The organism is Paraburkholderia sp. CNPSo 3076 (genome assembly GCF_026343935.1).
GTDB classification, from domain to species: Bacteria; Pseudomonadota; Gammaproteobacteria; order Burkholderiales; family Burkholderiaceae; genus Paraburkholderia; species Paraburkholderia nodosa.
The window spans coordinates 189733-201076 of the sequence record NZ_JAPMAL010000014.1; the positions used below are offsets into that span (position 1 = coordinate 189733).

The following is an 11344-nucleotide window of genomic DNA, read 5'->3' on the forward strand; positions in this document are numbered from 1 at the left end:
AAGCGCAGGCGGCGCGGATGATTGAAGTGGGCGGCCGTCGTATCATGGCGGCTCGATTCCCGCCGGCTGCGCGCACTCGCCCGGCCGCCCAACGACCGCCATGAGACGCCTTCCCCCCCTCAACGCCCTGCAGATTTTCGAAACGGTCGCCCGCTACGGCAGCTTTACGCGCGCGGCCGAGCACCTTTGCCTCACACAAGGTGCAGTCAGCCGGCAAATCCTCGCGCTCGAGCAGTATTACGGCCTGCCGCTCTTTCGCCGCTCGTCCAAAGGTCTCACGCTCACCGCCGAGGGCGAGCAATTGCTGCCCGCCGTGCGCGACGGCTTCGGGCGCATCGAGGAAGCCTCTCAGCGCCTCACGCGCCAGCGCACCGAACTTGCGCTCAAGGTCCCGACCTGCGTGATGCGCTGGATGCTGCCGCGCATCATGCGCTTCCAGAACGAGCACCCCGACCTGCAGATCCAGATCACGACCACGTGGGGACACGAAGTCGACTTCCAGGCGGAGCCTTTCGACGCGGCGATCATCTACGGCTCGTCGCCCGGCGCCGACGTGCACGCGGTGCCGCTCTTCGACGAATACCTCACGCCCGTCTGCACGCCGGAAGTGCTCTCGCGCCGAGCGCTCGTCACGCCCGACGACCTCGCCCATCAGACCCTGCTGCACCCGACGCGCGACCACGCCGACTGGCGCTTGTGGCTCGCGCGCGCGGGCGCGAAACAGGTCGATGCCGATCTCGGTCCCACGTTCGAATCGCTCGATCTCGCGGCCACTGCCGCCATGCAGGGCTTTGGCATCGCCATTACCGACCGCACGCTCGTACGCGAGGATGTCGAGACACGGCGCCTCGTCATGCCCTTCGACCTCGCCGTGCCCACGGGCTCGCGCTACTATTTCGTGTATCCCGAGTGCGTGGCCCAGCAGCAGAAGGTGCAGCTGTTCAGCGACTGGATCGGCCAGGACCGCTCGACGCCGTAGCGCGCCATGAGGGCAGCGCATGGCGGCCATGAGAATTAATCGATTGCACGCGGGTCGCTCTTTCGGCGTAATGGGGCGCTTCGCGCAAGGCCCGATCTTCCGGCAACCTCGCATTTGTCACACCATGCGGCCGCACGCCGCCCGAAGGGAGACCGACCATGCAGAGCGCCGCGCAGGCCCGCTCGAAGCTGCCCGATGTAGGCACGACGATTTTCACGGTAATCGGCCAGCTCGCCGCCGAGCATCAGGCGCTGAACCTCTCGCAAGGCGCGCCGAATTTCGACCCGGACGCGAAACTCGTGGATGACGTGGCCGCCGCCATGCGCGCGGGCCACAACCAGTACGCGCCCATGGCGGGCCTCGGCGACCTGCGCGAAGCGCTCGCCGCGAAGTTCGAGACGCTCCATGGCGCGCACTACGACCCGTCGAGCGAAGTGACCGTGCTCGCGAGCGCGAGCGAAGGCCTGTACTCGACGATCAGCGCGCTCGTGCATCCCGGCGACGAAGTGATCTATTTCGAGCCCGCGTTCGACAGCTATGCGCCCATCGTGCGCCTGCAGGGCGCGCAGCCCGTGGCGATCAAGCTCGCGCAGCCGCATTTTCGGGTGGACTGGGACGCGGTGAGCGCGGCCATCACGCCGCGCACGCGCATGATCATCGTGAACACGCCGCACAATCCCACGGCCACGATATTCGGCGAGGACGACATCGCGCGGCTCGCGGCGCTCACGCGCAACACCGACATCGTGATTCTCTCCGACGAAGTGTACGAGCACGTGGTGTTCGACGGCGCGCCGCACCGGAGCATGGCGCGCTATCGCGAGCTTGCCGAGCGCAGCGTGATCGTCTCGTCGTTCGGCAAGTCGTATCACGTCACGGGCTGGCGCGTGGGCTATTGCCTCGCCCCCGCCGCGCTGATGGACGAGATCCGCAAGGTCCATCAGTTCGCGGTCTTTTCCGCCGACACTCCCATGCAGTATGCGTTCGCGCAGGCGCTTGCCGAGCCGCAGAGCTATCTGGGACTCGCGGCCTTCTACCAGCACAAGCGCGACCTGCTCGCGCGCGCGCTGGAAGCCTCGCGATTCGAACTGCTGCCGAGCGAAGGCAGCTTTTTCATGCTCGCACGCTTCCGGTCTTTCTCCGACGAGCGCGACAGCGACTTCGTGCTGCGGCTCATCCGCGACGCACGCGTGGCGACGATTCCGCTCTCGGCGTTCTACACCGATGGCACCGACGAAGGCATTATCCGCCTGAGCTTTGCCAAGGATGACGAAACATTGCTCGAAGGCGCGCGCCGCCTTTGCGCGATCTAGCGCACCCGATTCGAAACACAACGAAACTGCCAGGAACTGGCAGGCAAGGAGATCACCATGAAGCGACTCAACGCGCTCCTCGCGCTGGCATGCGTGTACGGCGTACTCGGCCCGGCACCGGCATTCGCCGATGCGAACCTGCTGCGCTTCGGCGTCGAGGCGCAGTATCCGCCGTTCGAAACCAAAGCGTCGGACGGCACGCTGCAAGGCTTCGATATCGACATCGGCAATGCCGTGTGCGCGAAGGCGGGCATGACCTGCAAATGGGTCGAAACGTCGTTCGACGGCCTGATTCCCGCGCTTCAGGGCCGCAAGTTCGACGCCATCAACTCGGCGATGAACGCTACCGAAAAGCGCCGCGAAGCCATCGACTTCACCACGGTGATCTATCGCGTACCGAGCCGCCTGATCGCGCGCAGCGACAGCGGGCTCGTGGCGACCGCCGCGTCGCTCAAGGGCAAACGTGTCGGCGTGCTGCAGTCGTCGATTCAGGAAACCTATGCCAAGGTGCACTGGGAGCCGGCCGGCGTGACCGTCGTACCCTACCAGGACCAGAACCAGATTTACGCGGACCTCGGCGCGGGCCGTCTCGATGCGACGCTCGTGCTCGCGCCCGCCGGCCAGAAGGGCTTTCTTTCGCTGCCCGACGGCAAGGGTTTCGCGTTCGTGGGCGATGCCGTGCGCGACGACAAGATTCTGGGCAGCGGCGTGGCGTTCGGCATCCGCAAGGGCGATACGGCCTTGCGCGAGCGCCTGAACGCGGCCATCGCGAAGATCGAGTCCGACGGCACGGTCACCTCGCTCGCGCACAAATACTTCGGCGACATCGACGTTTCGCCCAAGTAATACGCCGCGCGCGGGGGCGGGGGCATGGCATGCGCAAACTCAGCGCCGCCCCTCGCGCGAATTGCGGTTCACGTGGGCGTCGTTCTTCGTGCGCTCCTGGTACGCATCGCCGCCCCAGCGGTCCGTGTCCTCCTGTCCGCTTTCCATGTCGCTATGTCCCTGGCGGCCCACCGAGCGCGGCTCATGCGGGTGACGCCGCGCGAGCGGCTCGCTGCTTTCGTGCTGCGGACGCTTGACGTTCGTGCCGTCGTCGTCCGGGGTCTCGCGATGCTTCATGGTTGCCTCCTTGTCAGCGCAACGCGCTGCCTCTCATTCGCGCAGCGGCTCGATGCTGCGGGTCGGGTCGAAGTCGGCCCAATGACCTTGCTGCCAGCGTCCGTCGGCGCACTCGATCTCCATCCCGCCCGCCGCGCCCAGGACCTGCGCCGCCGTGTGCTGCGTGCCCGGGCTCACGTGCACGGCCACCAGCACGCCGGACTCGCGTGCCTTCGGCGTGCCGTCGGGCTCGTGGCCGATGTCGGGCTGGCGCGCCTTGCCGCCGCCCCTCGTCTGCCATAGCGCGCCCGCGAGCGTGCCCACATACGCGCCGACGCCGGCGGCTACCGCCAGCACCACCAGCGAGCGGAACACGACGTACGAGATCAGTACGCCGAGCACCAGGCCGATCACCGCGCCTACCGCCGCCCCAGTGGCCGCGCCGACCGACGTGCCGCGCGCGCCCGGGTCGACGAACTCGTCGCCGCCCAGCGGACACCGTGCGTGCTGGCCGCTCGGGTTCACGAAGAACGAGGCGACATCCTCGCCGACGAAGCCGTTCGAACGCAGCTCGTCCACGGCCACTTCCGCTTCGTGCAGGGTCGTGAAGCGGCTTGCAACGATCATGGACATAGCGCTCTCCTTGCAGGCTTCGATGGGTGGAAGTTCCTGTGCGAGCGCGCACGCGTCTTGCCAGGCGTCTTGCGCTGCACACACGCGATTCGTGCGTTCGCCCGCCGGTTAGCGCATCGGGCGTGCCCAGGCGCGGCTGGAACGCCCGATGCGCGCTGCGCCGCCACGCTGCGCTTCGCGCGCTCGCAACTCGAGCGCTACGCCGCGATGGACACGGCGCGCCGGCGCATGATCCAGCAGCGCATTCGCGAGCGCGTGCGCGAGCGCTTCGCGGCGCGACAGACGCCGCCCGACATCGAGGGCGCCTGCTCGATCGACATCGACGTCGACAATTCGGAGTTCGAAACGCCGGAAGGCTTTCGTTGAGCGACGCGCACGCCTAACCGGCGGCTGCCGCCGGGCGCTCCACGCGCGAGCGCGACGAGGCGTGCAGCCCGAGGTTCGCCACCAGCGCGACCAGGGCCGAGCCGATCACGTACCACGCGGGCGCGGCGGGCGACCCGCTCATGCGCACGAAAGCCGCGCAGAGCAACGGCGCAAACCCGCTGAACACGACCACCGAAACGTTGTAGGCGAGCGCGATGCCGCTAAAGCGCACCTGCACCGGAAAGAGGTCGGCGAGGACCGCGGCCCACGTGCCGCTGGCGAGCGAGAAGACCAGCGCGGCGAGCACGAATAGCACGACCACGTTCACGCTGTGCGTCGCGAGCGCGGTATAGAACGGCCAGGCGAGCGCGGCGAGCAGCACGCACGACCCACGCAGCAAGAATCGGCGCGGCACGAAGTCGCCAGCCCAGGCCGCCGCGAGCAGCCCCACCGAACTCACGAGCAGATACGCGTTCTGGGCGAGTGCCGCCTCGCGCGGCGCGTATTTCAGCGTCTCGATCAGATACGCGGGCATGTGGCCGTAGAGCACGCCGTTGAAGCCCGCCATCACCGCGATCGAAAACGCGCCGCCCACCACCGCGCCGCGATGGTGGCGCAGCGTTTCCCGAAACGGCTGCTTCACCACGGCGCCCTGCATTTGCCGGAATTCGGGCGACTCGTCGAGATTGCGGCGCAGCAGATACGAAACGATCCCGCACAGGCCGCCCACGAGGAACGCAATGCGCCAGCCGTAGCTCGCGGCGTCGGCGGGGGTCAGCGCGGACTGCACGACGAGATTGACGATCGTCGCGAGCATCACGCCCGTATTGATCGCGCAGACGATCATGCCGGCGGCGAGGCCCGCGCGGCGCGGCGCGGCTTCCACCGCGTAGGTGATCGCGCCGGGCATTTCGCCACCCACGCAAAAACCTTGCAGCACGCGCAGGCCGATCAGTGCGACGGGCGCGGCGACGCCCCAGCGCGCGTAATTGGGCAACAGGCCAATGCAGATCGTCGCGAGCGTCACGACGACGATCGACCCAACGAACACGGGGCGTCGCCCGATGCGGTCGCCAAGGCTGCTGAGCACGATGCCGCCGAGCGGCCGGATGATATAGCCGATGGCGAGCACCGAAAACGTGAGCAGCATGCTCACGAGCGAATCGCTCGCCGGAAAGAATTGCGCGGCGATCGAATGCGCGAAGAAGCCGTAGATCACGAAATCATAGAACTCCAGCGAGCCGCCCAGACTCGCAATGAGGATCATCTTCCATTGAGCGCGGGTCAGGCCGGGCGCCGCAGTGTGCGACGCTGGCAGGGTGGGTGTCGTCTCCATATGCTCTCCTTGTTGATGGACTTGGCGGCGCTTGAGGTTGCAGCTATCGGATCTTCGTCCTGCGCCTCTTCTTCAAAAGCATCGGCCCGGGCAGCCGTGCTGGATTGCGAACCGCCCGGGCGCTGGGTCAAGCGGCCTCGCGCCGCTGCAACGCACGCGCAACGCCTGCGCGTTCGAGCAGCGCTTCGAGTTCGCTCGCATCGTGCGCCACGCCGCCGACGTAGCGGTCGGGCCGCAGCAGCACGGCGCGCGCGCCGGTGTCCGCGAGCCAGGCGCGCAGCGGCTGGCGTGTGGCCGGCACGATCGCCACGCGCTCGCGTTGTGCGGCGTTCGTCAGCGCGTCCTGCGCGTGTTGCGCGAGCGTTTCGTCGACGATCAGCGCGAAGCGATAGCCCACGGCGTCATCGAGGCGCGAACCGTCTTCGAACACGGGTTGCGGCCCGATATCGCCGCCCACCGCACCGGCGTGCCAGCCCGGGCCCAGACGCGGCTGGGGCGTGCGAAACTCGCAAATCGCCGCCGTCATCTCGCGGTCGCGCGCGGCAACGGCGTCGCTGTCGGTGGCCTGGATCACGCCGCCAAGCTGCACCGCCGTTTCGATGAACGTGCGCACGTGCGGCTCGCGCTCGCTCTCGTAGGTGTCGAGCAGCGCGTCGGGCAGCGCGCCATTGATCACGTCGGCGAGCTTCCATGCGAGGTTCGAGGCGTCGCGTATGCCCGCGGCCATGCCCTGCCCCATGAACGGCGGCGTCTGGTGCGCGGCATCGCCCGCGATCAGCAGCCTGCCGCGCCGCCAGCCCTGCGCGACCACCGAATGGAATGTGTAGATCGCCGAGCGTTCGAGTTGCGCGTGCTCGGGCGTGATCCATCGTGCGAGCCGCTCCCAGATCCATTCCGGCGTGCCGATGCGGCGCTCGTCATCGCCAGGCATCACCATGATTTCCCAGCGGCGGCGGTTGTGCGGCCCGCGCGTGTACGTGATCGGCCGCGCGGGGTCGCAATACTGGATCGAGTAGTCGCCAAGATCGGCGCGCTCGCCTTCCAGCAGCACGTCCACCACGACCCAGCGCTCGTGCGATTTCAGATCCGCCAGCTCGGTGCCGATGAAGCGGCGCACGGTCGAGCGCGCGCCGTCGCAACCCACCACGTAGCGCGCCGTGGTGTGGGCAAGGCGTCCTTGCGCCGTGTCCTCGAAGCGAATGCGCACGTGGTCGTCGCGTTCGTCGAGCGCGAACACCTCGTGACGCAAGTGCACGTCGGCCCCGCCGCGCGCGAATAGTTGCGCGCGCAACGCCCGTTCGAGATCCGGCTGATGAAACTTGTAGCTCGCGCACCAGCCTTGCGGGCCGATGCCGCCGGGCCGGGTCCAGTCGATCATCAGCTCGCCGCGCGCGTTCACGAACTTCATGCCGGGGCCGACGAAGAGATTGGGCAGCAGCGTTTGCGCGATCCCGGCAGCCTGGAACACGCGCATGCATTCGCCGTCGAAGTGCACGGCGCGCGGCAGCTGGAACACGTCCTTGTCGCGCTCGAATACCACGACTTTCAGGCCGCGCAGCGTGAGCAGATTGGCGAGCGTCGCGCCCGTCGGCCCGCAGCCGATGATCGCGACGTCATACTCGGGATCCGGATTTGATCTGTAATCCGAATTGTTTACGACATCCTTCATCCCATTCACCTGATCCATAGCTAACTGCGTGGATGACTGCGCCGCCCGTAGCGTGCGGGCGTCGTCCTGCGGCTTACGCTTCGTCCGCGACGGGATTCCGGAGCATGCCGATGCGATCCACCTCGACTTCCACCACGTCGCCATGCTTCATGAACAGCGGCGGATTGCGCTTCGCGCCCACGCCGCCAGGCGTGCCGGTCACGATCACGTCGCCGGGGAAAAGCGGCGTGAAGGTGGAGAGATACGCGATCTGCTTCGCGATGCCGTGAATCAGCATCTCGGTGGTCGCGCGCTGCACTTCCTGGCCGTTCAGACGCGTGACGAGCGTCATCAGCGCGTTAGGCTCGATCTCGTCGCTCGTGACCATCCACGGGCCGAACGCGCCCGTGCGGTAGAAGTTCTTGCCCGGTCCCCATTGGCCCGTGTGGCGCTGCCAGTCGCGCACCGAGCCGTCGTTGTAGCAGCTGTAGCCCGCGATATGACGCCATGCGTCGGCCTCGGCAATGCGCCGACCGCCCTCGCCGATGATCACGGCGATCTCGCCTTCGTAGTCGAACTGCGTGGACTCGCGCGGACGCAGCATCGGCTCGCCCGCGCCCACCTGCGAAGCCGGCAGGCGCATGAAGATCACGGGCTGCTCGGTGGTCTCGCGGTTGGTCTCCTTCACGTGCTCAGCGTAGTTCAGGCCCACGCAGAAGATCTGCTGCGGATTCGCAATGACGGGCTCGAGCGTGACTTCGGCGAGCGGATAGTCGCCCTTGCCTTCGCTCGCGGCGCGGTCCGCTTCGGCGAACGCGCCGGCTGCGATCAGCGACTTGAGGTCGGCATAACGGCTGCCCAGGCGCTTCTTGAGGTCGAACACCGCGCCGTCGCGCACGACGCCGAACGACGAACCTTCATGGGTGGAAAAGCTGGCGAGTTTCATGATGCTCCAATGATAAAAAGTAAGTTTTCGCTAAAAGCGAGACGCGTATTTTTTGATATGTTTATCGTATTTTGAGAATACACTACGTAAAACGCGTCGCACAACTTGATTTTTATCAGGGTTTATCACTATCACTGGAGACAGCATGACTCTGCCGAACACCGAACCAGCCACGAAGCGAACCGGCCTCACGCTCAGCCACATGGGCTTTTTCGTGAGCGACATGGCGAAGGTCGAAGACTTCTATACGCGGGTGCTCGAATTCACGGTGACGGACCGCGGCACGCTGCCCTCGCCGCGCGGCACGGTCAACCTCGTCTTTCTGAGCCGCGATCCGCGTGTGCATCACCAGATCGTGCTGGCGAGCGGCAGGCCCGAGCAGTTGGCGTTCAATCCGATCAACCAGATTTCACTGGAGGCGGACAGTCTCGCCACGCTCAAGCACTTTCACCGGCGCTTCGTGGAGGAAGGGATGGAGGAGATCGTTCCGGTCACGCACGGCAATGCGATTTCGTTCTACGCGCGCGACCCGGAGGGCAACCGGCTGGAGATCTTCATCGACACGCCGTGGTACGTGGATCAGCCCATGCGCGTCGCCGTGGACTTCACGCTGCCCGACGACGCGTTGCTGGCCGAGGTCGAACGCCATGCGAGCACGTTGCCGGGCTTCCGGCCACGCGCGGTGTGGGAGAGGGAGATGGCGGTGCGCATGGGCGTAGCGTGACGCCGCGCCGCTTTATGACTCGATCAATGCACGCACGCGCGTGGAAATGCGCGCGGCGGCTTCCTTCACGGCCTCGACCACGCGCTCGAGGTTGAAGAATGCGAGGCGCTGCTCCGGCACGACGAGCGCGAGCGCGGCCACGGCTTCGCCCGATGCGTCGGTGAACAGCGGCGAAGCGACGGCGGACATGCCCGCTTCGAGTTCGCCCTTCGAGAGATAGAAGCCCGCGCGGCGGATCTTGAGCAGGCTCGCGCGGAATTCTTCGAGCGAGCCGCCGAGTCCGCTGGCCGCGATGTCCTCGGGGTACTGCTCGAACAACGCGGCGAGCTTCGCCTTGGGAAACGTCGAAAGGATCGCCTTGGGCGCGGCGCCAAGAAAGAGCGGACGCGGACGGCCGCGTCCATAGCGCAGGTCGAATACGGCGTCGTGCGATTCCCGGTGGGTATCGACGAGTTCATTGCCGTACCAGCGCGACATCACGGCGTCGAAGCCCGATTGCTCCGCCAGTTCGCGCATGACCGGCTGCCCCGCTTTCAACAGCGGATCGGAAATACGCAGATGGTAGTCGAGCGTGATGATGCGCGGGCCGAGCCCGTATTCGCCGCCCACGAAGCGCAGCAGCATGCCCGTATCGACGAGTTCGCGCAGATAGCGGTAAGCGGTCGGCACCGAGCATTGCAGTTCGGCCGCTACCTGTTCGGCGGAAAGAAAAGGCCGCGCCTCGGAAAAGAGTTCGAGGATGGACAGCAGTTTCGCAATGCTCGACAAAGGCCGGTCTCCGGTCGCGCGTGGGGTGGCCAATTATAGCGGCACGCCTCACCACGATCGTGCCCCGCAAACCTGGCGGCACCATGCAAAACCGCCGCATTGCAGGGCACGCTTTACGCGTCCCCTGCAATGCGGCGGTCGGTACGGATTACCGGTGCCACATGTACCTGCGCATCGCCTTGGCGAAATTCGCCTGACATCATTCATTCGCGATGCATGTTTAGCATAGCTTTACTGCATATGCTGGCCACCGTTGATAGGAATATTTGCGCCCGTCACGAAGCCCGCTTCGTCCGAACACAGGAACAGCACGAGCGCCGCGACTTCGCCCGGGTTGCCGAGGCGGCCCATCGGGATCTGCGGCAGGATCTTCGTGTCGAGAATGTCCTGAGGAATGGCGGTCACCATTTTCGTGGCGAGATAGCCCGGCGAAATGGTGTTCACGGTCACGCCCTTGCGGGCCACTTCCAGCGCGAGCGACTTCGTGAAGCCGTGCATGCCGGCCTTCGCCGCGGCGTAGTTGGTCTGGCCGACCGAACCCTTCGAACCGTTCACCGACGAAATGTTGATGATGCGGCCCCACGCGCGCTCGACCATGCTGTCGCACAGCGGCTTCGAGATATTGAAGATCGAGTCGAGATTCGTGCGCAGCACGGCGTCCCAATTGACCTTGTCGAGCTTGCGGAACGTCATGTCGCGCGTGATGCCCGCGTTGTTCACGAGAATATCGACAGGGCCGATCTCGCTCTGGATCTTCTGCGCGCCGCGCTGGCACGAATCGTAGTCGGCCACGTCCATGCCGTACGCGTGGAATTCGCGGTCGGTATCCTTCATGCGCGCCAGCCAGTCCTTCGCGCCAGCGTTGTCGGGCGAGTGCGTCACCACAACGCGATAACCCGCATCATGCAGTTTCACGCTGATGGCCTCTCCAAGGCCGCCCATACCACCTGTCACCAATGCAATACGATTAGTCATCCTATATGTCCGCGAGAGTTGAGCATCACTAAAACCGTGCCGTTACGCGTTATGCGTGCAGGCGCCACATACACTGTTGCCCGGCTTCATCCTTCCACCCAGGACGAAGACAAGGCGAATGCCGCGCGGCTTCTGATCAATTTCTAGTATTGCGCGTGGTTGCTGCTACTGGCGGCTCGCCGCTGCTTCTCGCGCGACGAGCCGCTTGCTACCTGGTTACTACGCTGCTTCCCGCTTCGAAAGCGGGGTCAAGCAGGATCAAGCGCGCTCGAGCGCGAGTGCCACGCCCATGCCGCCGCCGATGCACAGCGAGGCCAGACCGCGCTTGGCATCGCGGCGCTGCATTTCGTGCAGCAGCGTCACGAGAATCCGGCAGCCCGACGCGCCGATCGGGTGTCCGATCGCAATCGCCCCGCCATTCACGTTGATCTTCGACGTGTCCCAGCCCATCTGCTTGTTCACGGCCAGCGCCTGCGCGGCAAATGCCTCGTTGATCTCCATGAGATCGAGGTCGTTCACCGACCAGCCCGCGCGCTCCAGCGCACGCTTCGACGC

Annotated in this window: 12 protein-coding genes and 1 pseudogene; 5 read left to right on the forward strand and 8 right to left on the reverse strand. The window is 65.9% G+C overall.

The features are described 5' to 3' along the window. Window positions 1-100 precede the first annotated feature (100 nt). From M3A49_RS18065 to M3A49_RS18075, 3 genes are all read left to right on the forward strand, one after another. On the forward strand, window positions 101-979 hold the full coding sequence (locus M3A49_RS18065) for a LysR substrate-binding domain-containing protein (RefSeq protein ID WP_028206849.1): 879 nt from the start codon (window positions 101-103) through the stop codon (window positions 977-979). 158 nt (window positions 980-1137) lie between these two features. After that, on the forward strand, window positions 1138-2292 hold the full coding sequence (locus M3A49_RS18070; RefSeq protein ID WP_266229951.1) for a pyridoxal phosphate-dependent aminotransferase: 1155 nt from the start codon (window positions 1138-1140) through the stop codon (window positions 2290-2292). Window positions 2293-2349: 57 nt separating this feature from the next. Then, window positions 2350-3138, forward strand: coding sequence for an ABC transporter substrate-binding protein (locus M3A49_RS18075; protein ID WP_266229952.1), 789 nt, complete (start codon window positions 2350-2352; stop codon window positions 3136-3138). A 39-nt stretch (window positions 3139-3177) separates the two neighbouring features. Here the strand turns inward: M3A49_RS18075 and M3A49_RS18080 are convergent, their stop codons facing one another. Beyond that, complete coding sequence (locus M3A49_RS18080) at window positions 3178-3414, reverse strand: hypothetical protein (protein ID WP_266229954.1); 237 nt, start codon at window positions 3412-3414, stop codon at window positions 3178-3180. A gap of 33 nt (window positions 3415-3447) precedes the next feature. Then, complete coding sequence (locus tag M3A49_RS18085) at window positions 3448-4026, reverse strand: hypothetical protein (RefSeq protein ID WP_266229956.1); 579 nt, start codon at window positions 4024-4026, stop codon at window positions 3448-3450. Between the two features lie 69 nt (window positions 4027-4095). Between M3A49_RS18085 and M3A49_RS18090 the strand changes: the two genes are divergently transcribed. Then, on the forward strand, window positions 4096-4392 hold the full coding sequence (locus tag M3A49_RS18090; RefSeq protein WP_266229957.1) for a hypothetical protein: 297 nt from the start codon (window positions 4096-4098) through the stop codon (window positions 4390-4392). A gap of 13 nt (window positions 4393-4405) precedes the next feature. Here M3A49_RS18090 and M3A49_RS18095 read toward each other — a convergent pair whose 3' ends face one another. From M3A49_RS18095 to M3A49_RS18105, 3 genes are all read right to left on the reverse strand, one after another. Beyond that, on the reverse strand, window positions 4406-5728 hold the full coding sequence (locus tag M3A49_RS18095) for an MFS transporter (protein ID WP_266229958.1): 1323 nt from the start codon (window positions 5726-5728) through the stop codon (window positions 4406-4408). 127 nt (window positions 5729-5855) lie between these two features. Continuing rightward, window positions 5856-7397, reverse strand: coding sequence for a bifunctional 3-(3-hydroxy-phenyl)propionate/3-hydroxycinnamic acid hydroxylase (locus M3A49_RS18100; protein ID WP_266229959.1), 1542 nt, complete (start codon window positions 7395-7397; stop codon window positions 5856-5858). 73 nt (window positions 7398-7470) lie between these two features. Continuing rightward, complete coding sequence (locus tag M3A49_RS18105) at window positions 7471-8322, reverse strand: fumarylacetoacetate hydrolase family protein (RefSeq protein ID WP_266229960.1); 852 nt, start codon at window positions 8320-8322, stop codon at window positions 7471-7473. Between the two features lie 145 nt (window positions 8323-8467). Here M3A49_RS18105 and M3A49_RS18110 point away from each other — a divergent pair, with 145 nt between their 5' ends. Next, window positions 8468-9046, forward strand: coding sequence for a VOC family protein (locus tag M3A49_RS18110; RefSeq protein WP_266229962.1), 579 nt, complete (start codon window positions 8468-8470; stop codon window positions 9044-9046). A 12-nt stretch (window positions 9047-9058) separates the two neighbouring features. Here the strand turns inward: M3A49_RS18110 and M3A49_RS18115 are convergent, their stop codons facing one another. From M3A49_RS18115 to M3A49_RS18125, 3 genes and pseudogenes are all read right to left on the reverse strand, one after another. Beyond that, on the reverse strand, window positions 9059-9814 hold the full coding sequence (locus M3A49_RS18115) for an IclR family transcriptional regulator (RefSeq protein WP_254354744.1): 756 nt from the start codon (window positions 9812-9814) through the stop codon (window positions 9059-9061). A 231-nt stretch (window positions 9815-10045) separates the two neighbouring features. Continuing rightward, on the reverse strand, window positions 10046-10789 hold the full coding sequence (gene phbB, locus M3A49_RS18120) for an acetoacetyl-CoA reductase (protein ID WP_266229963.1): 744 nt from the start codon (window positions 10787-10789) through the stop codon (window positions 10046-10048). Between the two features lie 258 nt (window positions 10790-11047). After that, window positions 11048-11344, reverse strand: a pseudogene (locus M3A49_RS18125) (acetyl-CoA C-acetyltransferase); the annotation flags it as partial.

Excerpts from the sequence above, each read along its gene's own strand:
- M3A49_RS18065 (WP_028206849.1), top strand. The coding sequence starts at position 101 with ATGAGACGCCTTCCCCCCCTCAACGCCCTGCAGATTTTCGAAACGGTC.
- M3A49_RS18070 (WP_266229951.1), top strand. The coding sequence starts at position 1,138 with ATGCAGAGCGCCGCGCAGGCCCGCTCGAAGCTGCCCGATGTAGGCACG.
- M3A49_RS18075 (WP_266229952.1), top strand. The coding sequence starts at position 2,350 with ATGAAGCGACTCAACGCGCTCCTCGCGCTGGCATGCGTGTACGGCGTA.
- M3A49_RS18080 (WP_266229954.1), bottom strand. The coding sequence starts at position 3,414 with ATGAAGCATCGCGAGACCCCGGACGACGACGGCACGAACGTCAAGCGT.
- M3A49_RS18085 (WP_266229956.1), bottom strand. The coding sequence starts at position 4,026 with ATGTCCATGATCGTTGCAAGCCGCTTCACGACCCTGCACGAAGCGGAA.
- M3A49_RS18095 (WP_266229958.1), bottom strand. The coding sequence starts at position 5,728 with ATGGAGACGACACCCACCCTGCCAGCGTCGCACACTGCGGCGCCCGGC.
- M3A49_RS18100 (WP_266229959.1), bottom strand. The coding sequence starts at position 7,397 with ATGAAGGATGTCGTAAACAATTCGGATTACAGATCAAATCCGGATCCC.
- M3A49_RS18105 (WP_266229960.1), bottom strand. The coding sequence starts at position 8,322 with ATGAAACTCGCCAGCTTTTCCACCCATGAAGGTTCGTCGTTCGGCGTC.
- M3A49_RS18110 (WP_266229962.1), top strand. The coding sequence starts at position 8,468 with ATGACTCTGCCGAACACCGAACCAGCCACGAAGCGAACCGGCCTCACG.
- phbB (WP_266229963.1), bottom strand. The coding sequence starts at position 10,789 with ATGACTAATCGTATTGCATTGGTGACAGGTGGTATGGGCGGCCTTGGA.